The 25,966-nt window shown below is 66.3% G+C and carries 28 protein-coding genes and 1 pseudogene; 9 read left to right on the top strand and 20 right to left on the bottom strand.

Translation table 11 applies throughout. From position 1 onward, the window contains the following. Positions 1-14: 14 nt before the first annotated feature. The 5 genes from rpsD to infA form a co-directional block, all read right to left on the bottom strand. A complete protein-coding gene (gene rpsD / locus A5758_RS11335; RefSeq protein ID WP_067203477.1) occupies positions 15-620 on the bottom strand; it encodes a 30S ribosomal protein S4 in 606 nt (201 codons plus the stop codon). Positions 621-629: 9 nt separating this feature from the next. Continuing rightward, positions 630-1,046 carry a 30S ribosomal protein S11 gene (gene rpsK / locus A5758_RS11330; RefSeq protein WP_067203479.1) on the bottom strand — a complete coding sequence of 139 codons (417 nt, stop codon included), beginning with the start codon at positions 1,044-1,046 and terminating at the stop codon, positions 630-632. 6 nt (positions 1,047-1,052) lie between these two features. Continuing rightward, positions 1,053-1,427: a 30S ribosomal protein S13 gene (gene rpsM, locus A5758_RS11325; protein WP_007167900.1), complete on the bottom strand. Its 375-nt coding sequence runs from the start codon at positions 1,425-1,427 to the stop codon at positions 1,053-1,055. A gap of 151 nt (positions 1,428-1,578) precedes the next feature. Next, positions 1,579-1,692, bottom strand: a complete 114-nt coding sequence (gene rpmJ / locus A5758_RS25190) for a 50S ribosomal protein L36 (RefSeq protein WP_003879483.1) — start codon at positions 1,690-1,692, stop codon at positions 1,579-1,581. A 40-nt stretch (positions 1,693-1,732) separates the two neighbouring features. Next, positions 1,733-1,954 carry a translation initiation factor IF-1 gene (gene infA, locus A5758_RS11320; protein ID WP_046182346.1) on the bottom strand — a complete coding sequence of 74 codons (222 nt, stop codon included), beginning with the start codon at positions 1,952-1,954 and terminating at the stop codon, positions 1,733-1,735. A 273-nt stretch (positions 1,955-2,227) separates the two neighbouring features. On the opposite strand from infA, the gene A5758_RS11315 reads away from it, so the two are divergent. The 9 genes and pseudogenes from A5758_RS11315 (at position 2,228) to A5758_RS26045 (ending at position 10,741) form a co-directional block, all read left to right on the top strand. Further along, complete coding sequence (locus tag A5758_RS11315; RefSeq protein ID WP_067739853.1) at positions 2,228-3,913, top strand: FAD-dependent oxidoreductase; 1,686 nt, start codon at positions 2,228-2,230, stop codon at positions 3,911-3,913. Between the two features lie 179 nt (positions 3,914-4,092). Next, a pseudogene (locus A5758_RS26535) lies at positions 4,093-4,221 on the top strand (hypothetical protein); the annotation flags it as partial. Between the two features lie 585 nt (positions 4,222-4,806). Beyond that, positions 4,807-5,403, top strand: coding sequence for a sensor histidine kinase (locus A5758_RS26530; RefSeq protein ID WP_369816425.1), 597 nt, complete (start codon positions 4,807-4,809; stop codon positions 5,401-5,403). A gap of 29 nt (positions 5,404-5,432) precedes the next feature. Beyond that, positions 5,433-6,275 carry an LLM class F420-dependent oxidoreductase gene (locus A5758_RS11305; protein ID WP_067739850.1) on the top strand — a complete coding sequence of 281 codons (843 nt, stop codon included), beginning with the start codon at positions 5,433-5,435 and terminating at the stop codon, positions 6,273-6,275. A 25-nt stretch (positions 6,276-6,300) separates the two neighbouring features. Continuing rightward, the gene (locus tag A5758_RS11300; protein WP_067739845.1) at positions 6,301-7,167 is read left to right on the top strand and encodes an LLM class F420-dependent oxidoreductase; all 867 of its coding nucleotides are present in this window, start codon (positions 6,301-6,303) and stop codon (positions 7,165-7,167) included. Between the two features lie 26 nt (positions 7,168-7,193). Then, a complete protein-coding gene (gene rfbB, locus A5758_RS11295; RefSeq protein ID WP_067739843.1) occupies positions 7,194-8,189 on the top strand; it encodes a dTDP-glucose 4,6-dehydratase in 996 nt (331 codons plus the stop codon). A gap of 1 nt (position 8,190) precedes the next feature. After that, positions 8,191-8,799, top strand: a complete 609-nt coding sequence (rfbC, locus tag A5758_RS11290) for a dTDP-4-dehydrorhamnose 3,5-epimerase (protein ID WP_067740015.1) — start codon at positions 8,191-8,193, stop codon at positions 8,797-8,799. A 244-nt stretch (positions 8,800-9,043) separates the two neighbouring features. After that, entirely contained in the window at positions 9,044-10,204 is a 1,161-nt protein-coding gene (locus tag A5758_RS11285) for an acyltransferase (protein ID WP_067739841.1), read from the top strand. Positions 10,205-10,501: 297 nt separating this feature from the next. After that, entirely contained in the window at positions 10,502-10,741 is a 240-nt protein-coding gene (locus A5758_RS26045; protein WP_197503871.1) for a hypothetical protein, read from the top strand. Positions 10,742-10,852: 111 nt separating this feature from the next. On the opposite strand, the gene A5758_RS11280 is transcribed toward A5758_RS26045, so the two are convergent. The 15 genes from A5758_RS11280 to A5758_RS11210 all read right to left on the bottom strand — a co-directional run bounded on the left by A5758_RS11280 (position 10,853) and on the right by A5758_RS11210 (position 25,928). Continuing rightward, the gene (locus A5758_RS11280) at positions 10,853-11,263 is read right to left on the bottom strand and encodes a hypothetical protein (protein WP_067739839.1); all 411 of its coding nucleotides are present in this window, start codon (positions 11,261-11,263) and stop codon (positions 10,853-10,855) included. Continuing rightward, on the bottom strand, positions 11,260-12,180 hold the full coding sequence (locus A5758_RS11275; RefSeq protein ID WP_067739837.1) for a metallophosphoesterase: 921 nt from the start codon (positions 12,178-12,180) through the stop codon (positions 11,260-11,262). Before A5758_RS11275 ends, A5758_RS11280 begins: the two co-directional genes overlap by 4 nt. Next, positions 12,177-12,563, bottom strand: coding sequence for a cupredoxin family copper-binding protein (locus tag A5758_RS11270; RefSeq protein ID WP_067739836.1), 387 nt, complete (start codon positions 12,561-12,563; stop codon positions 12,177-12,179). Before A5758_RS11270 ends, A5758_RS11275 begins: the two co-directional genes overlap by 4 nt. Before the next feature lie 30 nt (positions 12,564-12,593). Further along, positions 12,594-13,295 carry a Rieske (2Fe-2S) protein gene (locus A5758_RS11265; protein WP_067739834.1) on the bottom strand — a complete coding sequence of 234 codons (702 nt, stop codon included), beginning with the start codon at positions 13,293-13,295 and terminating at the stop codon, positions 12,594-12,596. Next, positions 13,292-13,840: an RNA polymerase sigma factor gene (locus A5758_RS11260; RefSeq protein WP_067739832.1), complete on the bottom strand. Its 549-nt coding sequence runs from the start codon at positions 13,838-13,840 to the stop codon at positions 13,292-13,294. The genes A5758_RS11265 and A5758_RS11260 overlap by 4 nt, the downstream gene beginning before the upstream one ends. Before the next feature lie 45 nt (positions 13,841-13,885). After that, positions 13,886-15,313, bottom strand: coding sequence for an NAD(P)-binding protein (locus A5758_RS11255; RefSeq protein WP_067739830.1), 1,428 nt, complete (start codon positions 15,311-15,313; stop codon positions 13,886-13,888). A gap of 43 nt (positions 15,314-15,356) precedes the next feature. After that, on the bottom strand, positions 15,357-16,460 hold the full coding sequence (locus A5758_RS11250) for a methyltransferase (RefSeq protein ID WP_067739828.1): 1,104 nt from the start codon (positions 16,458-16,460) through the stop codon (positions 15,357-15,359). Next, complete coding sequence (locus A5758_RS11245) at positions 16,453-17,694, bottom strand: NAD(P)/FAD-dependent oxidoreductase (protein ID WP_231987280.1); 1,242 nt, start codon at positions 17,692-17,694, stop codon at positions 16,453-16,455. Before A5758_RS11245 ends, A5758_RS11250 begins: the two co-directional genes overlap by 8 nt. Before the next feature lie 154 nt (positions 17,695-17,848). Beyond that, on the bottom strand, positions 17,849-18,883 hold the full coding sequence (locus A5758_RS11240; RefSeq protein ID WP_067740011.1) for a histidinol-phosphate transaminase: 1,035 nt from the start codon (positions 18,881-18,883) through the stop codon (positions 17,849-17,851). After that, the gene (locus A5758_RS11235) at positions 18,883-19,902 is read right to left on the bottom strand and encodes a 3-oxoacyl-ACP synthase III family protein (protein WP_067739826.1); all 1,020 of its coding nucleotides are present in this window, start codon (positions 19,900-19,902) and stop codon (positions 18,883-18,885) included. The genes A5758_RS11240 and A5758_RS11235 overlap by 1 nt, the downstream gene beginning before the upstream one ends. Continuing rightward, entirely contained in the window at positions 19,899-20,570 is a 672-nt protein-coding gene (locus tag A5758_RS11230; RefSeq protein WP_067739824.1) for a hypothetical protein, read from the bottom strand. Before A5758_RS11230 ends, A5758_RS11235 begins: the two co-directional genes overlap by 4 nt. Beyond that, positions 20,551-22,308, bottom strand: coding sequence for a thiamine pyrophosphate-binding protein (locus tag A5758_RS11225; RefSeq protein WP_067739822.1), 1,758 nt, complete (start codon positions 22,306-22,308; stop codon positions 20,551-20,553). The genes A5758_RS11230 and A5758_RS11225 overlap by 20 nt, the downstream gene beginning before the upstream one ends. A gap of 48 nt (positions 22,309-22,356) precedes the next feature. Further along, positions 22,357-23,118, bottom strand: coding sequence for an anti-sigma factor (locus A5758_RS11220; RefSeq protein ID WP_067740009.1), 762 nt, complete (start codon positions 23,116-23,118; stop codon positions 22,357-22,359). A 227-nt stretch (positions 23,119-23,345) separates the two neighbouring features. Then, positions 23,346-24,686 (bottom strand): FAD-binding oxidoreductase, encoded by a 1,341-nt coding sequence (locus A5758_RS11215; RefSeq protein ID WP_067739821.1) that lies wholly within the window; start codon positions 24,684-24,686, stop codon positions 23,346-23,348. Between the two features lie 48 nt (positions 24,687-24,734). Next, the gene (locus A5758_RS11210; protein WP_067739819.1) at positions 24,735-25,928 is read right to left on the bottom strand and encodes an NAD(P)/FAD-dependent oxidoreductase; all 1,194 of its coding nucleotides are present in this window, start codon (positions 25,926-25,928) and stop codon (positions 24,735-24,737) included. Positions 25,929-25,966 lie beyond the last annotated feature (38 nt).

The following is a 25,966-nucleotide window of genomic DNA, read 5'->3' as shown; positions in this document are numbered from 1 at the left end:
GGTGCAGGGTGCTCTTACTTCGAGTAGAACTCGACGATCAGCTGCTCGGCGAGCGGCACGTCGATCTGCGCCCGCTCGGGCAGCTGGTGGATGAGGATGCGCTGACGCTCCCCCACCACCTGCAGCCAGCTCGGAATCGGGCGGTCGCCCGCCGTCTCCCGCGCGATCTGGAACGGCACCGTGTTCAGCGAGCCGTCCCGCACGTCGATGATGTCGTACTGCGACACCCGGTAGCTGGGGACGTTCACGTGCACGCCGTTGACGCTGAAGTGGCCGTGGCTGACCAGCTGGCGGGCCATCCGGCGCGTGCGGGCCAGCCCGGCGCGGTACACGACATTGTCCAGCCGGCTCTCCAGGATCTTCAGCAGCTCCTCACCCGTCTTGCCGGACTGCCGGGAAGCCTCTTCGTAGTAGCGGCGGAACTGCTTCTCCATGACGCCGTAGGTGAAGCGGGCCTTCTGCTTCTCCTGCAGCTGCTGCAGGTATTCGCTCTCCTTGATCCGCGCGCGGCCGTGCTGGCCGGGCGGGTAGGGGCGCTTCTCGAAGGCCTGGTCGCCACCGATGAGGTCGGTGCGCAGCCGGCGCGATTTGCGGGTGATGGGTCCGGTGTAACGAGCCATGATTGTTTCCTAGACCCTTCTGCGCTTGGGCGGACGGCAGCCGTTGTGGGGCTGCGGGGTGACGTCGGAGATCGCGCCGACCTCGAGGCCAGCGGCCTGCAGCGAGCGGATCGCCGTCTCCCGGCCCGAGCCCGGGCCCTTGACGAACACGTCGACCTTCTTCACGCCGTGCTCCTGCGCCTTGCGCGCGGCGTTCTCGGCGGCGAGCTGCGCGGCGAACGGGGTCGATTTACGCGAACCCTTGAAGCCGACGTGGCCCGACGACGCCCAGGCGATGACGTTGCCCTGCGGGTCGGTGATGCTCACGATCGTGTTGTTGAACGTGCTCTTGATGTGCGCGGCACCGTGCGGGATGTTCTTCTTTTCCCGCTTGCGGGTCTTCTGCCCCTTCTTGGGCGCAGAGGATGCCTTCTTGGCTGGTGGCATGGGCGATTACCTGGCCTTCTTCTTGCCGGCGATGGTGCGCTTGGGGCCCTTGCGGGTGCGCGCATTGGTCTTGGTCCGCTGGCCGCGCACCGGCAGTCCGCGGCGGTGCCGCAGGCCCTGGTAGCAGCCGATCTCGATCTTGCGGCGAATGTCGGCCTGCACCTCGCGGCGCAGATCACCCTCAACCTTGAGGTTCGCTTCGATGTAGTCACGCAAGTGGGTCAGCTGGTCGTCGGTCAGGTCCCTGGTGCGCAGGTCCTTGTCGATCCCCGTAGCTGCCAGGATCTCGTTCGACCGGGTACGGCCGACGCCGAAGATGTAAGTCAGCGCGATCTCCATCCGCTTGTCGCGCGGCAGATCGACGCCTACTAGTCGAGCCATAGGTGGCGTTTCCTCTTTTTCTCGGCGGAGGTCTTTTCCCAGCCCGTTCCCGCTTCGCGGGGCCCGGCCTCCGTCCGGGCGTGGGTGAGCGGCCTATCCGCTCAGTGGTGCTGGGAGGTCTGCATTCAGTTGTGTAGCAAGCGCTTAGCGGCTAGCCCTGGCGCTGCTTGTGGCGCGGATCGGAGCAGATCACCATGACCCGCCCATGCCGACGGATCACCCTGCACTTGTCACAGATTGGCTTGACGCTCGGGTTCACCTTCACGGCTGATCGATCCTGTTCTTTCTCGTTGTCAGATTCGGGCTTACTTGTACCGGTACACGATGCGGCCCCGGGACAGGTCGTAGGGAGACAGCTCCACCACCACCCGGTCCTCGGGCAGGATGCGGATGTAGTGCTGCCGCATCTTGCCGCTGATGTGGGCGAGCACTTTGTGACCGTTCTCCAGCTCAATGCGGAACATCGCATTGGGCAGGGGCTCGACCACGCGGCCCTCGACCTCTATGGCGCCTTCCTTCTTGGCCATAACTTCTCAGAAATCCTCGTCTTTGGTTTCGTATCCTTGTGTGCGCCCATATCGGCGCAGCATTCGCCCGACTAGAAACGTGAGCCAAGGGCAGGAAATTCCAGGAAATTCCTAAGACAGGGCACGCAAAAAGTCGGCGCGGATGACGCACCGTTGTCCCACGATACCTGGTCAGCGCCCTGACCCAAAATCGCTGGCAGCGAAATCCGGCCGGCCGATAAACCGCCTCCTCGACCTGCCGTGAGGGCCCTGACGAGGGCATACTTAACCCCGATGACGAGTCCCGCGAGCCCCGCAACCGCCTCAGTTCAGCCTCGCAAGCCGGTCCTGTTGACCGTCGACGACGATCCTTCGGTTTCCCGCGCGGTCGCCCGCGACCTGCGTCGCCAATACGGGGACCGCCACCGAATCGTGCGCGCCGAGTCGGGCCCCGACGCCCTAGAGACGCTCAAGGAGCTCAAGCTGCGGGGCGAGACGGTCGCGGTACTGATCGCCGACTACCGGATGCCGCAGATGAGCGGCATCGAATTCCTCGAGCAGGCGATGGATCTGTATCCGGCGGCGCGCCGCGTGCTGCTCACCGCCTACGCCGACACCCACGCCGCCATCGACGCGATCAACGTCGTCGACCTGGACCACTACCTGCTCAAGCCGTGGGATCCGCCGCAGGAGAAGTTCTACCCCGTCATCGACGCGCTGCTGGACGCCTGGCGCGCGGCGCCCGAACACCCCATCCCGCACACCAAGGTGATCGGGCACCGCTGGTCGGAGCGGTCGTGGCAGGTGCGCGACTTTCTGGCCCGCAACGGGCTGCACTACTCGTGGTTCATGGCCGACGACCCCGACGGCGAGCGGTTGCTCAAGGCCGCCGGCGAGGACGGCCTGCGGCTGCCCATCGTCGTCACCGAACGCGGCGACACCCTCATCGAGCCCACCGACGCGCAGCTGGCCGACACCCTGGGCCTGACCACCACGCCGTCGCAGGAGTTCTACGACCTGATCGTCATCGGCGGCGGGCCGGCGGGCCTGGCCGCCGCCGTGTACGGCGCTTCCGAGGGGCTCCGCACGGTGCTCATCGAACGCACCGCGACGGGCGGCCAGGCGGGCCAGAGCTCACGCATCGAGAACTACCTGGGCTTCCCCGACGGGGTGTCGGGCGGCCAGCTAGCCGATCGGGCCCGCAGGCAGGCCGAGAAGTTCGGCGCCGAACTCATCACCGCCCGCACCGCCACGGCGCTCGAGGTCAACGGCCCCAAGCGCACCGTGCGGTTCGCCGACGGCGGTTCGGTCGACGCGCACGCCGTCATCCTGGCCACCGGCGTCGCCTACCGCCAGCTCCCGGCGGAGGGCTGCGGCGAGCTGACCGGCCGCGGCGTCTACTACGGGGCCGCCGTCTCCATCGCGTCGGAATGCGCGGGCGAGGAGGTCTACGTCGTCGGCGGGGCCAACTCCGCCGGCCAGGCCGCGATGTACCTGTCCCGGGAGGCCAAGTCGGTGACCATCGTGGTTCGCGCGCCGTCGCTGGACGCCTCGATGTCCTACTACCTCATCCAGCAGATCCGGCAACGACCCAACATCACGGTGCGCACCTGCACCGAGGTGCGCCGCGCCGTCGGGGACGACCACCTGGAGCGGCTGACCCTGGTCGACAACCGGACCGGGGACACCGAGGACGTCACCTGCGCCCGCATGTTCATCTTCATCGGCGCCGCGCCGCGCACCGAGTGGCTGGACGGGGTGCTCGCCCGCGACAACCACGGCTTCGTGCTCACGGGGCCGGACCTGCGCAACGTCTGCGGCTGGACGTTGGACCGCCCGCCCCACCACCTCGAGACGAGCGTGCCGGGTGTGTTCGCCACCGGCGACGTGCGGGCCGAGTCCGCCAAGCGCGTCGCGGCCGCCGTCGGCGAGGGATCGATGGCCGTGATGCTGGTGCACCGCTACCTGGCGGAATCGTGACCGCCAAGACGCCGTGCGAGCCCGACGAGCTGCGCAGCCTGTTCCTGTTCGAGGCGCTCACCGACGAGCAGCTGGCGGTGTTGTGCGCCAACGGGCACATCGAGAACTACGAACCGGGCCCGATCTGCGTCGAGGGCGAGCCGGCGACCTGCTTCTACGTCCTCATCGAGGGCGAGCTGATGATGTCCAAGCTCTCCGGCGGCCAGGACATCGAAACCAACCGCACCTCGCAGCGCGGCGTGTATTGCGGAGCGTGGCGGGCGTTCACCGGCGGGAAGCAGAAGAGCTACGACGCCTCGGTGCACGTGACCAAGCCGTCGCGGTTCTTCGTGATGGACGCGCCGGTGTTCGCCCGGTTCATGAAGGACCAGTTCCCGATGGCGGTCCACCTGCTCGACGGCATCGCCGTCGGCACCGACCGGACCCGCCGGATCATCGACAACCGGGAGAAGCTGCTGGCGCTGGGCCGGTTATCGGCCGGGCTGACGCATCAGCTGAACAACCCCGCGGCGGCCATCGCCCGTGCGGCGGCCGACCTGCGCGGCCGGGTCGCCGGCATGCGGGGCAAGCTGGCGATGCTCGCCGACGGCACGGTCAGTCCCGAGGCGCTCAGCGCGCTGGTCCACCTGCAGCAGGAGGTGGCCGAGCAGGTCGCCAAGTCGGCGTCGGAGCACCTGAGCGCCATGGAAACCGCCGACCGCGAGGACGCCGTCGGCGACTGGCTGGAAGACCACGGCGTCGAGGGCGGGTGGGACATCGCGCCGACCTTCGTCGAAGGCGGCATCGACACCGACTGGCTGGAGCGGATTTCCACGGTCAGTGAGGAACTCGCGTCGACCTCGTTGGAGGAGGCGATCCGGTGGATCAACTACACCATCGAGAGCGAGCTGCTGATGAACCAGGTTTTGGAAGCGAGCAAACGGATTTCGGCGTTGGTCGCCGACGCCAAGCAGTACTCGCAGCTTGATCGGGCCCCGTTCCAGGTGGCCAATGTGCACGAGTTGCTGCGCAGCACGCTGGTGATGTTCGCCGACCGGTTGACCAAGGACGCGAGCAAGGAGGCCGGCAAGCACCCCGTGATCACCGTGGCCAAGGACTTCGACCAATCGCTTCCCGAAATCCCTTGTTACCCAGGCGATCTCAATCAGGTGTGGACCAACATCATCGACAACGCAATCGCCGCAATGCGCGACACCGGCGGCACGCTGACCATCCGCACCTGCCGGGAGGGCGAGAACATGGCCCGCGTCGAGATCTGCGACACCGGGCCCGGGGTGCCCGAGGACGTGCGCGAGCACATCTTCGAGCCGTTCTTCACCACCAAACCGTTCGGCGAGGGCACCGGCCTGGGGCTGGATCTGGCCTTCAACATCGTCGTCAAGAAGCATCGCGGGGATCTGCGCGTGGAATCGACGCCCGGCGATACCCGGTTCATCGTGCTGCTGCCGCTCGAGACGCCGCCGCCCGTGGAGGTAGACCTTCCGGAATAGCCGCACCACGCCCCCGGTTGGGAACAACCATGACCGATGCAGCGAGCAAGCCCAACCTCGGCCGGTTCGGATCGTTCGGACGCGGCGTGACGCCACAACAAGCCAAAGACATCGAATCCCTGGGCTACGGGGCCGTGTGGGTGGGCGGTTCGCCGCCGGCCGAGCTGGCCTGGGTGGAGCCCATCCTCGAAGCGACGACCACCCTGCAGGTGGCCACCGGCATCGTCAACATCTGGACGGCGGCGGCCAAGCCGGTGGCGGAGTCGTTCCACCGCATCGACAAGGCCTACCCCGGCCGCTTCCTGCTGGGCATCGGGGTCGGCCATCCCGAGGCGCACACCGAGTACCGCAAGCCCTACGACGCGCTCGCCGAGTACCTGCAGCAGCTGGACGACTACGGGGTGCCCGCCAACCGCCGGGTGGTGGCCGCCCTGGGCCCGCGCGTCCTCAAGCTGTCGGCCGAGCGCGCCGCCGGGGCGCACCCGTACCTCACCACGCCCGAGCACACCGCTCAGGCGCGCCAGTTGATCGGCCCGTCGGCGTTCCTGGCGCCCGAACACAAGGCGGTGCTGACCACCGACCCAGAGAAGGCCCGTGCGGTAGGCCGCAGGGCGCTCGACATCTATTTCCAGCTCGCCAACTACCGCAACAGCTGGAAGCGGCTCGGTTTCACCGACGAGGAGGTCACCAAGCCGGGCAGCGACCGCCTGGTCGACGCGGTGGTGGCCTACGGCACGCCCGACGCGATCGCGGCCCGGCTGAAAGAGCACCTCGATGCTGGCGCCGACCACGTGCCCGTGCAGGTCCTGACGAAGGATGAAAACCTGGTTCCGGCTCTGGCCGAATTGGCCGGGCCGCTCGGCCTGAGCTAGCAGACGACGCACGAGGGGGACGTAGATGACCGAGCCAGTAGCACTCAAACCCGACCTGGGCCGGTTCGGCGTGTGGCTGCCCACCCGCTCCATCACCCCCGAACTGGCGGCGCGGATCGAGTCGCTGGGTTACGGCGCCGCCTGGATCGGCGGTTCACCGGATGCCGAGCTGTCGTGGGTGGAACCGGCCCTGGAGCGGACGACGTCGCTGCAACTGGCCACCGGGATCGTCAACATCTGGACCGCGCCGGCGCCGGCCGTCGCCGAGTCCTTCAAGCGCATCGAAAACGCCCATCCCGGAAGGTTTTTGCTCGGAGTCGGGGTGGGACACCCCGAGCACACCAAGGAGTACGTCAAGCCGTACGACGCACTGGCCTCCTACCTCGACGAGCTCGACGCGGCGGTGGTGCCCACCAGCCGCCGGGTGCTCGCGGCGCTCGGGCCGCGCGTGCTGCGGCTGGCCGCGCAGCGCAGCGCCGGTGCGCACCCATACCTGACTACCCCGGAACACACGGCCAAGGCGCGCGAACTGATCGGGAACTCCGTGTTCCTCGCGCCCGAACACAAGGTGGTGCTCACCACCGACGCGGACGAAGCCCGCGCCGTCGGCCGCAGGTATGCCGACTTCTACCTCGACCTGAGTAACTATGTGAACAACTGGCTGCGCACAGGCTTCAGCGAGGCCGATGTCCGCAAGCCGGGCAGCGACAAGCTCATCGACGCGGTGGTGGCGTACGGCACCGTCGAGGCCATTGCGCAACGCCTCAACGAACACATCGACGCCGGCGCCGACCACGTGGCGGTCCAAGTGCTCGACGCGGCCGGCGACGACGAGGTGATTCGCGTGCTGAGCGAATTGGCCGGGCCGCTGGGGCTGACTGGCGCAAGCTGACCGACGCGCTCGGTTAGGGTTTGGGCATGCGGTTACTGGTCACCGGCGGCGCTGGCTTCATCGGCGCGAATTTCGTGCACAGCACGGTCCGGGAGCACCCCGAAGATTCCGTGACGGTGCTCGACGCCTTGACCTACGCCGGCCGGCGGGAGTCGCTGGCCGGCGTCGAGGACGCCATCCGGCTGGTGGTGGGCGACATCTGCGACGCCGAGCTGGTCTCGCGGCTGGTCGCCGAGTCCGACGCGGTAGTGCACTTCGCCGCGGAAAGCCACGTGGACAACGCGCTGGACGACCCGGGGCCGTTCCTGCACACCAATGTCGTCGGGACGTTCACCATCCTGGAAGCGGTGCGGCGCCACGGCGGGCGGCTGCACCACATTTCGACCGACGAGGTCTACGGCGACCTCGAGCTCGACGACCCTCACCGATTCACCGAGTCGACGCCGTACAACCCGTCGAGCCCGTACTCGGCCACCAAGGCCGGCGCCGACATGCTGGTGCGGGCATGGGTGCGGTCCTACGGCGTGCGCGCGACGATCTCGAACTGCTCCAACAATTACGGGCCGTATCAGCACGTCGAGAAGTTCATTCCGCGCCAGATCACCAATGTGCTCACCGGCCGGCGGTGCAAGCTGTACGGCAGCGGCGCCAACGTCCGCGACTGGATCCACGTCGACGACCACAACAGCGCCGTGCGACGGATCCTGGAAAAGGGCGAAATCGGCCGTACGTATCTGATCAGCTCCGAGGGCGAGCGCGACAACCTGAGTGTGCTGCGCACGCTGCTGAAGATGATGGGGCAAGAACCCGATGACTTCGACCACGTGACCGACCGCGTCGGTCACGACCTGCGCTATGCCATCGACCCGTCGATGTTGTACGACGAATTGTGCTGGGCGCCAAAGCATACCGATTTCGAGGAGGGCTTGAGCGCCACCATCGACTGGTATCGCGCCAACGAATCATGGTGGCGCCCTTTGAAGGACGCTGCGGAAGCCCGTTACGAAGGACGTGGTCAGTGAGATGAAAGTTCGCGAACTCGATATCCCCGGAACCTGGGAGATCACCCCTGCGCTTCATGGTGACTCTCGAGGCCTGCTCTTCGAGTGGCTCACCGACCACGACTTCACCGGCTTCGCCGGTCACCGCCTGGACGTGCGGCAGGCCAACTGTTCGGTGTCGTCGGCCGGCGTACTACGCGGCCTGCACTTCGCCCAGGTTCCGCCGAGCCAGGCCAAGTACGTGACGTGCGTGTCCGGCTCGGTATTCGATGTGGTGGTCGACATCCGCGTGGGCTCACCCACATTCGGCCAGTGGGATTCGGTTCTGCTCGACGACCTGAACCACAAGACGATTTACATTTCGGAGGGCTTGGCGCACGGCTTCCTTGCGCTCCAGGACAATTCGACGGTCATGTATCTGTGTTCGGCCGAGTACAACCCACAGCGCGAGCACACCATTTGTCCGACTGATCCGACATTGGCAATCGACTGGCCGCTGGTCAACGGCGCCGCCCCAAGCTTGTCCGAACGCGATGCGGCGGCCCCCAGCTTCGAAGAGGTCCGCGCCTCGGGCCTGCTGCCGTCATGGGAGGAGACGCAGCGGTTCATCAACGGCAAGCGCGACGGGTAAGCCGCGCGAACACAGTGGCGTTGCGGGGCGACCCAGTCACGGAGTCGTGGGAGGAGTTTTATGGCGGCGTGTGCTGATCGCGTTTGCACAAGTGACGGCGAGCGGCGTTATGCCTCACCAGATATAAGGCAGCGGCTGTTTTGCCACCGAGAAATCCCTCAGGTAGCGTGAATTCGCCCGCTTTGGCGATCTGTGACGATTCGACGACACCCGCAGCGCCCTACGCGGACGACTGGGGAGGCGGATGAAACTCGGGCAGGTATTCGATCCGCGGAATAACGCACTCAATGCGTGGCGCTTGGCGCTGGCCGCGGAAGTGATCTTCTGGCACACATTGTCGGTCAGGAGTCACCTCCCGTCGGCCAGGGCGGTGCTGCAGCTTCTTCTTTGCATAGGGGTGGACGGGTTCTTTGCGATCTCCGGATTCCTGATCACTGCGAGTTGGCTGAGCAACCCGCGGATACGCGACTATCTCGCCGCTCGAGCTCTTCGCATCCTGCCCGGCTTTTACGTTTGCCTGCTGGTGACCGCGTTCGTGATAGCTCCGATAAGCGTGGCGATTCAAGGCGGGTCGCCCACCAAACTCATATCATCAGGCGCGCCGCTGGAATACGTTCTGAAGAACAGCGCCGTGGCGCTGGTCAAATTCGATATCGGTGGCACGCCGCGCGGCATTCCCAATGCGGGGATGTGGAACGGTTCGCTGTGGTCCCTCATTTGGGAAATCATGTGCTACCTAGTCGTTGCTGGTATCGGGATAGTCGGCCTTGCCCACAACCGTTGGGTGTCCCCCGCGATATTGGCACTGGCAACGGTCGGGGCGGCATTGCTGCCACCCATCACCTTTCCCGAGGTACTGACCCAATCCGGGGGCGGTGATCCGCGCACCGCCCTGATGTTCCTGGCTTGTCGCTCCGCGATCATGTTCGCGGCCGGAGCGCTCTTGTATCAGTGGCGAGACGTGATCCCCGCCCGATGGTGGCTCGTCGCTTTGAGCGTCGCCATCGTCCTGGCGGCCGGTTCGCTACCCGACTACCGGGTCGTCGCCGCCCTCCCGCTGGCGTATGCCGTCATCGTCTCGGGCTCTTTGATCCACAACAAACGCTTGAGGCTGCGTACCGATCTGTCCTACGGCACTTACATATACGCGTACCCCACTCAGCAGCTGCTCGCCGTCAGCGGACTTCTCAGCTTGCCCTCTATGGTGTTCACCCTCGTTGTGGCGGCGGCCACCTTGCCCCTCGCCGCGGCGAGCTGGTTTCTTGTCGAGAAGCCGGCGAGATCTCTCAAGCATCGCTTCAAACGAAAGCCGCCCGCCCCGGATGGAGCGGAGGGCGATGGGGAGGCCATCGTGGGCGAACCTGTCGCTGACCAGTCGGCTCGAGAGGCGCCGGATACCGCCTAGTCGCGGAATCATTCACCGGCCATCGACGGCCTGGCATGAGATGTCGGCCGACAGCTCGGGGACAACGACGAGCGGAGGCGTGTGAAACTCGGGCAGGTGTCGATCCGCGAGAAAATGCGCTGAACGCATGGCGGTTGGTCCTCGCGACTTCGGTCATCTTTGGCCACTTCTTCACCCTCGTGGGCTACCAGTTGTCGTCTCCGACGATCAGAAGCTTCCGCGGCTGCGGGGGAATCGACGGGTTCTTTGCCCTCTCAGGTTTCCTGATCACCGCGAGTTGGCTTCACCCGCATCTCCGTGACTATCTCGTCGCACTCTACGAATCCTCCCGCTTTTTATGTCTGCGTCGTCGTCACCGAATTCGTCATCGCCCCGATTGGAGTTGCGATACACGGCGGCTCCGCCATGAAACTTCTTTTGTCCACCGCGCCGATCGAGTACGTCCTGATGAACAGCGCGGTGGCGACGCTCAAGGTCGATGTCGGCGGAACTCCAAACGGGGTCCCCTTTCCGCGGACCTGGAACAGTTCGCTGTGACGCTGATGTTCGAGCTGGGCTGCTACTTCGCCGTAGCCGCCATCGGCGTGGCGGGGCTCGCCAACCGCCGGTTCCTGATCGAAAAGCCCGCGCAGAATCTGAGGTCGCGCCTCAAGCGGAAGTGGCCTGTTCGCGAGCTTGCTGAAGTTGGCGAACTCCCCGACCCCGCGCAGTCGCCAGATCCCCCGCCCACAGCAGCACCGTCAACACCTCCGCGGTCACACTGATCGCGGCATGGGGTGCGGGCTGCCAGCCCTGCTCCGAGAAGCCCATGACCCCAATCGTTCTCGATAGGCCGAACGCGATCAGCGAGCCGCCCGCCACGGCCGCGCCGGCCCAGCGGAGCCAGCCGGGACCGCCCAGGAGGATCAGCAGGGCTATGGCGAACGACGCACTGGCCTGAACCAGGAAGGCGGCGCCGATATCCGGGATGTGTCGGTAGCCGTGCACATAGAGGTAGGCGTGGCTGGCGGCGCTGACCGCCAGTGACGCGGCCAGCCCGATGCGAAGCAGAAGAGTCATTGCAGCGCCTGCTCTTTCAACGCCAGGGCGGCCTCGCCCCGGGTGTAACTGACCTCGCGGATGCCGAGGGCGTCGCGGAGCTTGCCGGCGGGCAGGGTGACCGGCTTGGGCGCCGGCCCGTCACCCGGCCGCGGCAGCGGGTACGCGGTCGTCGTCCCGCTGTAGAACGTCACGTTGCCTTCCGTCTTGGAAAACAATTGGTGCACATGCCCATTGAGGCAGGTGACCGACGAGAACCGGCGCAGGTAGCTCAGCGCCTGGGCCGCGTCGTCGGTGCCCCAGCCCCAGTTGGGGTACATCGCGAACAACGGGATGTGGCTGAACACGATGATGGGGGTATCGCTCGACAGCCGCGCGACGTCCTTCTCGACGAACTCCAACTGGTCGGCCCCCAAATGTCCGAGCTTGTGCAGGTTCAGCGTGTTGACCAGTGCGATCACGTGCACGCCTGCGGTGTCGAAGCTGTACCAGCCGTCGCCGACGGATCCCGCACCGAAGGCGCTTCGATACTTCTGGCCCGCGTCGTCGACCGAGTCGTGCTCCCCGGGCACGGTGAACACATGCGGCGCCTTCAGGGCAGTCATCATCTGCTTCACCTGGTCGAACTGCTCGGGGCTGGACAGGTGCGTCAGGTCGCCGGTGTGCACGACGAAATCCGGCGTGTAGCCGAGATTGTTGACCTGATCGATCGCATGGCCGAACGTGCCGGCGACGTCCGGGTTGGGCGCCCCGGTGAAACCGATGTGGCTGTCGCTGATCTGGGCGAACCGCAGGGTGGGCCGGGCGTGCGCGTGCTCTGCCGCCGCGGTACCCGCTACATGCGAAATCACTTCGCCGCCAACCACGGCGAAGCCCACCGCCGCTCCGAACCACGCCGTGTGTCGCATCAGCTGGCGACGACTCATGTTCGGGTTCATCGCGTTACCACCACGCTCCCGTGCATCATCGGGTGAATGGAACAGACGTAGTCGAAAGTTCCGGCGTCGGAGAAGGTGTGGGTGAAAGTGGCCCCCGTCCCCATCCCGGGTGAGTGGAACGAACCGTCGGATGCGGCCACCGTATGCGGTTCTTCGTCGCGGTTGGTCCACGTGACGGTGGTGCCCACGGGGACGGTCAGCGTGGCCGGCGCGAACGCGAACCCGTCGATGTTGACCTGGTTGCCGCTGACCGGCGCCGCCGGTGGGGTCACCGAGCCCATGGACATGCTGGTGCCGGAGCCGGTGGCGGGCCGCGAGGCCGAGCAACCCGCCAGGAGGACTGCGGCGGCCACGGCGACCGCCGAATGTTTTCGAAGCATCATGCCCAGGAATAGGGCGGCGGGTTACACCACTCAGGCGGGCTGGTCGGGACGCGCGGGCGCGAACACCTCGATGACGCCGTCGATCTCACGAACCAGCAACGCCGGCAACGGCTTCGGGGCGATCGGCAGTTGGTGGGTGAGCACCTGCCCGGTGGGCGAGAACGACGTCGAGTGGCAGGGGCAGCGCAGTGTGTCGTCGGGCGCGTCGAACCACAGCCGGCACCCTTGGTGGGTGCATACCCCGGAGACGGCCTGCGGCTTACCGTCGACGCGGCGGACGAATCCGCTCACCGAACCCAGGTCGAACGGATGCATGACCCCGTCGGGTACCTGCGAACTGGCTGCCACCCGCTGCCATGTCCCGGCGTTGGGCGTGAGCGGCGCGTTGTCGGCGGCGGGAACCCCGCCGGGGTGGCCGGCGATAACGGCTCGGTCGATGGACACCGCGGTGACCGCGGCGGCCGCCGCTGCCGACGTGCCGACGATGACCTGGCGGCGGGTGCTGCTGTGCTTCAGCGCCGCTTGGGGTCGCGCGTCGGACATCTGCTCGGCGAGGCGACCATGCAGCTCGTCGAGGAATTCCGGGCGCGGGGCCTCGCCCCGGCGCCCGGCCGCGCGCAATTCGATCGCCGTGCGCAGCTGCGCCGCCTCGAAGTCGTCGGGAGCGAACGGCCTGGGCCGCCGGCCCCGCAACAGGTCGTCGACGTAGCGGCGCAGCCCTCGCGCGTTCATGGTGAGCCCCCATCGTTGACCTGCGCCGCCAACCGCAGCGCGCGATGCTGGAGCACCTTAGCGTTGGCGACGCTGACCCCGAGTTCCGCGGCGGAATCCTTGATCGAATGCCCTTGCAGGAAGCGCAATTCCAGGATATGCCGGTAACGGTCCGGCAGGTTGTCCAGAACCTGGGCGACACGCTGCGGCGCGGTGCTGATCGCTTCCTCGCTTTCCGGTGGTTGTTCGATGTCGTCGATCGAGGTTATCTCCCGACCCAGGGTCTCCCGCCAATGCGCGGCCAGCACCGTTCGCGCGGTGACCCGCAGGTAGGCGCGCACCTCGCCGACGCTCGCGGTCAGCCGCAGCGGCCGCAGCGCGGCGAGGAAGACCTCGGCGGTGAGATCCTCGGCGTCGGCCCGGTTGCCGACCCGGGCGAACAGCGTGCGGTAGACCCAGGACGCGTTGTCCTGGTACACCGCTTCCCAGTCCGGATAGCCGTCGTCAAGGCCGCTGTCGGGCACCGCCCGCAGCGGCCGTTTGACGGGTTCGCTTTGTGCCGCCACGTGCCTCCTCTACCCGATGAATATCGAGCCGGGTTACACCGGTTATCACGGTGCGGCAAGTGAGGTTCGTTCACTGAGCAGCTGGTCGAGTCTGGTGGCGGTGGCCGAGAACACCGACTTGGCGATGCTCAGCAGCCGGTCGCGCACGCGGGGCTTCGCCGAAGCCGGCGGCAGCAGATGACCGACCAGATGACCGAACAGGTCCAGGCGCGCCGCGGACAGCCAGGCGGTCAGGTCCGGATCGTCGAGCCAGCGCAGCTGATTGCTGTAATCCGCCAGCGCCAATCGCAACCAGTCCACCTCGGTGTCCGGGTGGGGCAACGGCACGCACAACGAGTTCTTCACCTGGTCGTCGGCGTACGCGGCTTCGACGTGGGCGATCAGCGCGGCGCTGAAGATCTGCTGGCATCCTCGCACGCTTTGCAGCGTGATCCGGCCGGCGTCGAAAATGGGTGTTGCCGGCCGCTTTTCGGCGCCGTCGGCAGTGCAGTCGATAAACAGGGCGTCGCCGTCGCGCGCCACCGTGCCGTCCTCGAGGACCATCTGGTCCGCGTCGATGCGCAGCAGGTGCCCCTTGCGCACCACGTCGCCGATGCGTCGCAGCTGTTCGAGTTCGGCCCGGGTGACGGTCGCGCAGCGATACATCGTCGGCCGGATCGCCGGATCGATCCGCAGCACGCTGCCGGCGTCCTCGAGCCGGGTGAACAAATCATCGACCGACGCGGCGTCGTTGATCGCGCGCAGCTGCGCGATGAAGCCGGCTTTGATCTTCTCGGCGAACAGCGGTCCCGGCTGCATCGTCGCGCGATCCAGCAGCCAGGAGTCGCGGGGCATGATCCAGGTCAGCCGGTGCGGCGCGATGCCCTGGCCGAGGAGCCACAGGCAGGTGTCGATGCCGGTCTTGCCCGCGCCGACGATCACGTAACGCTCGTGCGCACCCAGTTTCGGCAGGTCGTTGGGCGGCACGCAGGTGATGCCGGGCGCGACGGCGTAGGGCGCCGGCCGCATGGCAGGCACCGTGACGTGCATGTAGGTGGCGTCGACGATGCGGCGCGCCACGCTGACGGTGTGGTCGGCGCCGGCGAGCGTGGTGAAGCGGCCTTTACCGTCGTACTGGCCGCGGTATTCGCTCATCGGGAAGTAGGAGACCCGGCCGCTCGCCAATAGCTGTCGGCGCATCACATGGTCGTAGTAGGCGCACACCTCCGCGGCGGTCGCCAACTCGTAAAGCCCTTGGTTCCAACCGAATTGGTCGATGGAGTCGCTGCCGAGGCGCAGCGAATTAACGCCGTAGAACGCCGAGGGCTGGTGCAGCCGCACGAACGGGTAGGCCATGTTCCAGTGCCCGCCCGGCTGGTGGTTGCGGTCCACCAGCACCACGCGGGCGTCCGTTTCGGACACCAGCGTGTCGACGAACGCCATGCCCATGGCGCCCGCGCCGACCACCAGGTAGTCGGCCTCAATGGTGTGCATTACGGGATAAAGGCTAACCCGGCCGGCGCGGAGCTGGTGGCGGTTATGCCGCTCGGGCCTCGATAACGCTGAGGGGCGAAGCGGTTTGCACCACCCGCGTCACCTGGAATCCGCCTCGACTGAGCAGGTCTCGGTATTCGATGGCGGTGCGTTCGCGGGCCCCCAAGTTCAGCAGCATCTCCAAGTCCACCCATTTGCCCGGGAAGTCCCGATCGTGGTCGGGGATGACCAATTCGACCAGCAACACGGTGGCTCGGGGGCCGGCTGCCCGACGAACGTTCCGCAGGATCTGGACCGCTTTCTCGTCGGGCCAGTCGTGGATGATGTTCTTGAGAATGTACGCGTCACCACCGCCCGGAACGCTATCGAAAAAAGACCCCTCCGCGACGCAGACACGGTCGGCAACGTTATACTTGCGCAACACCTTCGGGGCATCCACGACCACCCCCGGCAGGTCATAAAGGACACCCCGCGACGCCGGCGCGCCCGCCAGGATGACGGCCAGCAGCGTGCCGTGCCCACCGCCCACGTCGACGATTGTGGGGTAAACGCCGAAGTCGTAACCGGCGCCAACCGGCCCGTCTGTCAGCTCCGAAACGCTCGTCATCGTCCGGTTGAAGAGTTTGGCAAGCTCGGGGTACCGGTCGAAGTAGTCGAAACTGGTCTTGCCGCGCAACGCCGGGACGACCGAACTCCCGGTGCGGATCGAGTCGACCAACAGGGTCCAGCGTTCGCGCTGTTCGGCCGACCCGTAGAACTGCGCCGCCCACGTCATCGAGATCGGCGCGTCCGAACGCAGGGTACCGGCAAGGGAATTCAGCTCATAGCGCCCGTCACGGCGATGACGGAAGATGCCCTTACCGATCAATGCCCGCAGCAGCCGGCCCAGCGCGTCGGCATCGGCGCCCACCCGGGCGGCCAGCTGCTCGATCGGCAGCGGGCCGTCGGCCAGGGCATCGGCGACTCCTAGTTGGGCCGCCACGGTGATCGCCTGCGATGTCCAGGTGGCAACGATCGCCTCCATCATCGCCGCCGGCGCAGGTGTCAGCCTTTGATGGAGCCGATACAGGTAGTGGCGAATCCACTCGACTGCGCGGGCCAACTTGGCGGGTGGCACCTTGGTGGTGGCCGATATCGGGTTAGTCATTGGCATCGACCAGATGGGTGTGCGTCGCGGCCCAGAGGTCTCGGCTGATCTCCGCGGACATCCTGCGGTGACTCACCGAACGAAGAAACGTTGTCAGCACCCAAGTCATCAACCGGCCCGGGATCATCGCCGCCGGCCTGAGGGCGGCCTCGCTGCGGGACACTTGCAGCGTGGTCACCCAGGAGACGGCCTTGACCTTGCGCCGCCTGGTGTCCTCGTACCAGCGCAGCGCGCCCGTGAGATCACGTTGGCCGCGGCACATGCCGTCGCCACTCGTTGCGAAACGCGAAAGCGCCTTGCATAGCACCATCGTGTCGAGCAGGGCCTGATTGGTCCCCTGCGCCAGGGTAGGCGGCATTGTGTGGGCGGCATCGCCGAGCAACGTCGCGGTCCCTCGGCTCGAGCGCGGGATCCGATGCCGGAAGTGCGGGAACGGCGAGCGGGCCAGATCCTCATCGGTCAAAGTCGCGAGTACCCGGTCGGCCGAGTCGGACCAGCCTTCGAAGTGGGACCGGATCATGTCGATCGGGCAGCGCGGCCTGACGAAGTCCGGCGACCACGGCAAGTCGAACCACCACTGCACGTCCGATCCTCCCGCGGGCCACAGGCCGATGCTGCCGTGCTCGCCGATGATCATGTGTGCGACTTGCTTGTCGGTGACGTGGGGAAGGGTGACCAGCCCCTGCCAGCTGCACCAGCCGGTCGGTTCCGCCGGCGGCGCGCCGAGGATGCCGCGCACCGTCGAATGCAGACCATCGGCACCGATCAACAGATCTCCTTCGGCCGACCCGCCGTCTTCGAACTCGAGCGAAACTCCGCCTTCCCGGTCAACGACCCCGGTCGCCCGCGTATTGCACCGAATGCGTTCGGACGGAAAGCCTTCCAGCAGCCGCTCCAGCAGGACTCGACGTGGAACCATCCGAACCGGTGCCCCCAGCCGGTCCACGATCGACGTCAAATCCACGGTGGTGACCCGACGACCCGCGGCTGTCATGACCCGCAGGGTGGACAGCGACTGACCGGCCCCCTCCATATCGACCCCCAGCTGCCCCAAAACGGTCGAGCCATTGGACCAGATGGTTACCGCACCGCCGCCCGCCTGCACGTCCGGCCGACGTTCGAAGACGGTGACGTCATGCCCATCCCGCAACAATCCGCGGGCGATGGAAATGCCGCCCACACCGGCGCCGACAACGAGGATCCGAAGGGGCCGTGCCGACGTCGCGTCGGGCACCGGCCTCAGCTTCGCAGAATTACCCACTTCAGTCCTCTGCGCGCCGTTCGTACGACCATAGCCCGAGTCGCGTCTGCGGGTGCGTCAGGCCTACTCCAGCGACCGCCATGACCACTGAAAAGCAAAGCGTCAGCATCGGATTCATTCCCAGTTGTTACTTGGCCACTGCGGCCAGCACCGCTCGGGTGGACATGCGCGTTCCGATCGTTATCCGAGCGGCGCCGTCGGAGTAGTGGCGGGCCTTCAGCCCGCTGTCGCCGAAGACCTCTCGCCATCCGCGCCCGATGGCCGGCAGGTAGACGAAGTTCGCGTGCCCATCGGTGGTGTATACGCCCTTTGCCCGAAGGCGCCGGCGCAGGTAATCGCGCTCGCCGTTGATTCGCAGAGCGCGTCGCCGCAATTGGTCTTCGGCGTCGTAGCACGCCGCCACCGCGACCAGGCTGGTGATGCCCATGCCGAAGGGCAATTGCATCCCCCACAGTGTCGTGGACAAGTCGGGTGAGGAGAATCCGTACCCAATGCGAAGTCCGGCCAACCCATAGGCCTTCGAGAACGTCCGCAAAATAACGACATTCGGAAAGCGCCGGATCAGGTCGGGCCCGTCGATGCGATGCTGGGGGGCGACATACTCGATGTAGGCCTCGTCGAGCAGCACGATCGTGTCGACCGGCACCCGCCGCAGGAATCGATTCACATCCGCGACGGGTTCCAGGGTGCCGGTCGGGTTGTGGGGCCGGCACAGGACGACGACGCGTGCGTCCGCTGCCGCTTCGGCCATCGCCTCCAGGTCGTGGTGGCCGTGCTTGTCGAGCGGAACAATGATCGATGTCAGGCGGGCCATCCGGGCGAAGATCGGATACCCGTCAAAAGTCGGCTCGCTCAGCATAATCCGGTCACCGGGCTGGGTCACCGCGTGCAGGACCTGCATCACCACCCCGCTCGCACCCGATCCCAGCACCACTTGCTCGTCGCGGACCCCGATATGACCGGCGATCAAGCGGCGCAGCCGTTCGGGCAGAAACTCCGGATACCGGTTGGCGACGTCGATCGAGCGGATCAGCGCCGAGCGCACCGCCGGCAACGGCGGAAACGGGTTCTCGTTGAGCGACAATGCGAACGGATCGGTCGCGTTTGGCAGCGCATCGTGGATCTCCGCGGCGGCAGGGCTCGCCTGCACCAGGGGCAGCATCAGCTTCGCCCGCCCCACCGGACCGCCGCCGCACCCGCAAAGTCACCGGCGTGCGCGAAGGCGGCCATCATCACGACGTCGCCGTCCTTGACCTGGCCGTCCGATATCGCACGATCCAGGTTGATCGGGATCCCGGCGCCGAACAGGTTGCCGCATTCGTCAAACGTGTCGCGATGACGTTCGCGCGGCACCTCGAGCGCTTCGCGCCAGTTGCGCAGGAACACCCGGTTGGGCTGGTTGGTGACCAGCAGGTCGATATCCTTGGACGACAGGCCGATTCGATCGCAAACTGCGAGCGCCACTTCGGGGACCTGCCGATTGCCCCGCGCCAGCACCTTGGCGATCTGGGTTTCGGTGAACCCGATGGAGGCCTCACCGGGGCCGGCCTGCCACCACTTGCGTGGTGGGTCGATGACGAGTGTCATGTCGCCCGCGTATTCGCCGTAGGTGCGGCACTCGATGCCAAGGATGGGTGATCGATCCGAGAGTGTCACCAATGCGACGCCGGCACCGTCACCGGGAACTGCGGCCTGCGCCTTGCGGCGCACCCCGGGCTGGTCGAATGCCTGCCCGGCGGCGTTCTGGGCGATCGCGATCAGCGCGGTGCTCCCCTCCCCCGACGCGAGTAGCTGGCGGGCCACATTGAGACCCAGCAAGAACGCGGCACACCCGCCGTTATGCAGATCCAGCACCCAGTTGGGGCGCATGCCCAGCCGGTTCGCGATGGCGCCACCCCCGCCGTAGAACGGCATGTCGGGCATTTGGGCGTGGGTGATCAGCACGTCGACGTTGGCGATGACACCTTGGCCGTGCCGTTCGATCAGACCCTGTGCGGCTCGCTCGATCATGTCGGTCGCCGTTTCGTCCGGCCCGACGTGATGGCGGAACTTCGGCGCGCGGAACATCAGGTTGGCCGCAAGGTCGTCTGAGCCGGCGAACCGCGCGTAGTAGTCGGCGCCGATGGGTTCGCCCGGCAGATACGTGGAAACGTCCGTGAGGCTGACGCTGGGTTGTTTCATGATGTACTCATCCAGGACGGCGTGACGGGCAGCCCGTTACGGTAGCGGTATTCGGCGATTGACTTGAGGTTGTTCAGTTCCAGCCCATGACCGGCACCGAAGATGTCCCAGAAGTCGCCCACCCAGCCCGTTCGATCCGGCGGGGCGGCCTCGGGATACGGGTTGTGGTCGTAGAACGGGTGGCGGCAATTGGTCCACAGCACAACGGAACCGGGCTTGCCGAGCACCGGCTGCGCGTCGATCACCCGCATAAGGTAGATCATCCACAGGTGCTCGCCCTGGTCCCAGGCGCAGTGGTAGTCGACGGTGCGGGCCCCGGCGTTGGCCACCGTGCGCGTGTAGATCTTGGTATCCGGAAGCAACCGGTCGTAGGCCAGCCACAGCCCGGGCTGCTCGGTCGGCGTGAAGTCACGCAGGGTATAGGTCCACTCCTCGAGGCTGCGGGTGTGGGCCAGGTACTCGAACAGCTCGTCGGGCGGGCAATCGACGTAGTCGTTGACCGTGCAGTACTGGCCGAAGACCTGGTCGTGCGGGTAGACCGACCGCATCTTCGCCATGAACGCCGGGGCGGTCTCCTCAAGCGGCGAGGTCTCGATGCGTACCACTCCCTCGATCGGCTCGCTGCTGCCGCTGTGAACGGCGATATCGTCAAGCGCTGCTGCGGACATGGAATTGGTTCTCCTTCTGCGTTGTGATCTGTTGTTCGACAACGTGGTTGGTGGGTTGTCTGTTCAGGAATGCTGCGAACGGCGGGATTTCGTCGGCGGCGCACTCGACGCTGACCACGGATGGACCGTCGACGGCCATCGCCCGTTCCAGCGCTGCCGGCAGTGCTGCGATATCTGCCACGTCGACCGAGGACAGCCCGGGGAACATGCTCGCCAAACCGGCCCCCAGCCGGCTGGGAGCGAACCGGTTGTAGCTGTACAGGTCGTCGTAGAACAGCTGCTCGCGCGTGACGCACATGGCGTGGGCGTTGTTGTTGAACAACACGAACGTCACCGGAAGCCGGTACTGCACCGCGGTGTGCACCTCCATGCCGTGCATGAAGAATGCACCGTCCCCGGCGATCACCACGGTGCGACCGCCGCTGCGTCCGCTGTTGGCACGGCCGAAGGCCATCCCGATACCGGCACCGAAGCTGTAGCCCATGCCGCCCATGCCAAGCGCGACCGCGAACCGACCGCCCCGGCGAACGGACAGGTGATGGATCGCGGCCGCGCCGGTGTTGCCGGCATCGACGACGATGTCGGTTCCGTCGGGCAACACGCGATCGAGCGTGACCATGGCATCGCGGTAGCGCACGCCCGCACCCGCGAAGGGGGGTGGACTGAGTTCGGCTTCTGCGACGAAATCGGGCACGCGTAGCCACCTCGGCCGACCTGGCCCGGACAACGCCCGGGTCAGCTTCCGCAGCGACCCTCGCAGGTTTTCGGTGTGCACATGCGTGCACGGCAGGTACGGCGGTGCTGAGCCGATGGAGATCGTCTGCACCACCGCCAGTGCGTCATCGAGGCCGGTGCGGGCGGTCACCGAAAGTCGGGTGCCGACCACCAGACACACGGCGCTGGCCGCCACCGCGTCGGCCACGCCGGGATGGCCCATCACACCGGTCACGCCGAGCGCCGACGACGAACCGGAACCCGGTGTGCCGGCGGCATCTTTGGCGTCGGGCACACACGCCACCCGTGCGCGCAGCAGGGCCCGCAGCTCCTCGAGTTCGGCCCGGGCATCGTCACGCGCTACCTGCTCGCCGGCGATGATCGTGACGGCTCCAGTCGCTCGGCGCAGGGCGCGCACAATCGCGTGTGGATCCCCGATCCGTCGGCCTGGGCACGCGAGGCCATGGTGGTCGTTACCGCCGTAGCCGTCGATGCCGATCCTCGCTTGCTGAATATCCTTGGGTAGTAATAAAACCGCGGGGCCTCCGGTACGTGCCGCCGCGATGGCGCTGGGCAACGCCGAAACGATGTCGGCGGGTGTCAACACCCGCCGACAAAAGACCGATACCGCCGAAAACAATGCTTCTGCATTCATTGATCCGTTGCGGCCACTGGTGTCTTGAAAGCTGCCCCGACCGTCCATCGTGCTTGCGGGCTGACCGACCAATGCCAACACCGGCACTCGACTGGACAATGATTCGCCAAGGCCCGGAATGAGATTGAGCGCACCTCCGCCCGACGTCGCCGCCACCACCCCCAAACCGGCGCCGCTACGACTGTACCCGTCGGCCATCGTGGCCGCGGAAAACTCGTGTTTGGCCAACACCGCGGTGATGTCCGAACTGAAATGTGCCGCGTCGTAAAGATCTTCGATGTTGGCGCCGTCGACACCGAATATGTGACCGCCGCCGATTCTCGCGAGGTGCTCGACGATATGATCGACCACTCTGTGTTGCCTGGGCATGTGTCACCTAACTTGTGTAGCTGCCAGTGACACGAGTCGCGAGTGAGTTCAGTTCACCCGGGGGGCGAAAACTCCCAGTGGACGCTCGAGGAGAACCCGGCCGTCGTCAGCGGAAACCACTTGTACAGAGGCGATTTGATCGACACGTGTTGAAGTACGGCCAGCGGGCGATGCCGTATGGCCCGGATTCGCCACCCAGGTGGCCAATCGGGTGCGGCTGCCGTCGCGACCTACCACGACCATCGCTAACCCATCGTGATGGGCGTCCAGCGGGGCCAGACAGACACAGTTCATCGAGATGGATGTTCCCCACCGCTGGCCGGTGAGCGAGACCGTCGAGGCCAGCTTGTCGGTCCCGACCTGTGCCATGGGCTGAGCCGACACGCTCGCCAGCGGCGGCATCGGCGCGGATGTCGAGGATTGGCCCGCAAGGCCGACGAGCACACCAGTCGCCAGCACCGCGGCGGCGACGGCCCCGGCGGTCCAACTCACGATGCGGCGCTGGCGCCGCCGCCAGCTCACCTGGGCCAGCAGCGACGGCAGCAAGTGCTTGGGCGGCTCTGCCACCCGGATGTCGGTCTCGTCGATCCGCGCCACCTCGTCGCGATCCAATTGCGACCACAAGGCCGGGATGACGTTGAGCTCGCCAACGGCGTTACGGCACAACAGGCAGTCGGCCAGGTGCGCTTCGAATTCCCGCCGTTCGACGGGCGACAGTGATCCCAGCACGTATGCGGCATCCCACATCGCGTACTCGCCATGCCCGGACGAGTCGCCGTCGGCCGGCGTCCCGAGCCGCCTTTGCGGCATCATCGTGTAAGTTCCCTCCTGGGGAATTCCTTGGTATGTAGGGCATTCGTCGCCGGTGGCCGTTCGGATGGCCGGTAGTGTCGGCGATCGGCCGTCAATCCAGGCTGACTTGCTTGCAGCCCGTTCGCTACGGCTCTGGTAAATGGCTTATGTTGCTTGCTGGTGAAACGATCGAGGGTCCTGTTTGGTTCACTCGTGGCGCACGACCACCGTTCGCCGGGTAGTCCTCAGGCGCCGCCCATCCAGCTGTGGAAGCGGCCATCCGGATCGTAGGCCGAGCGCACCTTGTCGAGGCGCGCCATGTTCGATTCGGTGATGAACCGCGCCGGACGCCGGCAGAGATTCTCGTCGGCGAGCGAGCTGCCGGTCGCCAAGTGCGACATCGCCGCCATGTTGGACGCGGCCCAGTCGCGATACCGGTGATCGTCGGCCGGGTCTTGCCAGATGGTGTAGAGCGCCATGTAGACCTCGTCTTCCAAGCCGTACACCATGTCCGCGCGCTCTGGGGACGTGTTCCAACCCGTGAAGATGAAGTGCGAGGGGTGCGGTGGCATGGTTTCGATGATCTTGCGGATGCCCGGCAGTAGCTCTTCGGCGGAGGCCGACGTGAACATGTTGTCCGCGATATAGCGGTACCCCTTCGGGTAGCTGGTCATTACGGCGGTGTACCAATTCGCCAAAGTTGTCGAGGCATAGGGAAGGCTGACGATAGCTTTATCGATGACCGGGCAACTGCCAAGCAGGGCAAGGGCTTTCATGGCCTCGTCCTCCGAGTCGGCGAAGACCGGCGAAGCGATCGTGATGCCGGGCTGGTCGAGCCCGGCTCCCGGAAAGCTGCGCGCGGTGTGGATCTGCAATTCGACCCGGTCGTCGATCTCGGGAATGATCGAGCGCCCCCAGGTGAACACCTCGTCGGCCACCTCGATCGGATACATGTACAGGCAGGTGCCCCAGACCGCGGGACGTGGGTGAACCCGTAGTTTGAACGCGGTGACCACACCGAAGAAGCCCGGCCCAGCGCCGCGAGCCGCCCAATACATGTCGGGATGGTTCTCGGGGTCGCAGTAGATCTTGTCCCCGTCGGCGGTGACAACTTCCAGTCCGAGCACGCTCTCGCAAGCCGGACCGAGCACCGGACTGTTCCAGCCGTATCCGCCCTGCAGGAGATAGCCACCGAGGCAAATGCCTTCGCAGTGGCCGGCCGGAAAGAACAGCCCTTGGGCGTCCAGTTCCGCCGCGAAGACGCTGGCGACCTTGCCCGGGCCGACGTCGGCGGTCATCCCGTCCGGTTCGACGGTGCAGTGATCGAGGCGGCTGACGTCCAGCAGCAGACCACCGTCGCGTAGGTGACTGGCCGTCCAGCTGTGCCCCCCGGAACGCACACCGACAGGGTATCCGTGGGTCCGGGCATAGCGGATCGCCGCGACGACGTCGTCGGTGTCGTGTGCCTGCACGATTACCTCGGGAAAGCGTTCCGGGAGAAGGCCGTTCCATACCGTTTCCCGACGGGCCAGTTCGTACCCGTCCGCGCCCCGGAAGAAGGTCTTTTCGGCGGTAAGTAAAATCATTGCATCCCTTTATTTTTCGCGGAAGTCCTGATTAAGAAGACACCGCAGTCAAACGTTCGAAATCGCTGCTACACGTGGCGTCCGCGCGGATAGCGGTATCCGCTCCAGATAGACCGCGATCTCGCGGGCCAATGGTGTCGCCCTCATGCGGATCGCCCGCAGCGGGCCGTTGGGCGGAATGCCGTATCCGATCGCGAACATTCCGTCGCCAAGGTGCGACGCGAAGCCGCCGCGGGGTTTGCCGTGCTCGTCGAGGACGCCAAGGTGTCCGACCAGGCGGTCGAGATCCGAGCCGAACCCGGTGGCGGCGACGATCACCTGCGGCGCCACGGACGCGCCGTCGGCGAGGATCACGGCGTCGGATTCGACCCCCTCGACGGCGCCGACGACCTCGACGCGCCCGATCCGCACAAGGTCGATGAGTTCGTCGGCCAGTGTCGGGATTCGGCCTCGCGTCTCCACCGTCGCCTTGAGGCCGAGGGTCGGCCGGTCGAAACCGTAGGCGGACAGGTCACCCCACATCAGGCGGTTCATGCGCGCGATCACCGGATCGACCACGCGCGCGGGAACTCTCGAGAACAGCTCGAGGAAGATGTCCGATGGAAACGGCCCGATGGCCCGACGCACGAGATGGGGAGGTGTGCGAACCGCAAGCCAGATCCGTCGCGCGCCGTCGTTAGCGAGCTGAACAGCGATGTCGGCGGCCGAATTGCCCGCGCCGACGACCAGGACGTCGCGGCCGCGGTAGGGCCACGCGTTGGTGAAGTCACCGGAGTGGACGATCTCGCCGTCGAAACGGCCGAGTCCGGGCCATGCGGGGATGGTGGGTGAAGCGTAGTTTCCCGTCGCGAGAACGATAGCCGGGGTCCGGATTTCACCCGACGAGGTGGCGAGTCGCCAGAGAGCGCCCACACGGTCGATGCGGTGGACTTCACATCCGAGCATGATCGCGATGTGCTGGCGCGCGACGTAGCTATCGAAATAGCGGACCATGTCCTCCTTGGTCGGCCAGCGCCCGGCGGTCCAGGGAATCCGTTGTCCGGGAAGATGCGACAAGAACCCGGTCGTGTTGAGGCGGAAGTTGTCATAGCGCGTACGCCACGAGATCGCGGGGGCCGCCGCGCGGTCGACGACGAGCGCTGTGATGCCGTGCTGATGATCGAGTTGGCGTGCGACCGCCAGACCCGCGGGCCCCGCGCCGATGACGACCGCGTCGGGACTGACCCGGATCTGCGTCGTCATCCGCGCTTCTCCTGTCATGTCACCCGGGTGCCGCGAAC

It is taken from the genome of Mycobacterium sp. 852014-50255_SCH5639931 (assembly GCF_001665605.1).
Taxonomy (GTDB): Bacteria; Actinomycetota; Actinomycetes; order Mycobacteriales; family Mycobacteriaceae; genus Mycobacterium; species Mycobacterium paraffinicum.
The sequence above is the reverse complement of the archived record's forward strand: the minus strand, read 5'-3'. Positions and strand labels throughout refer to the sequence as shown.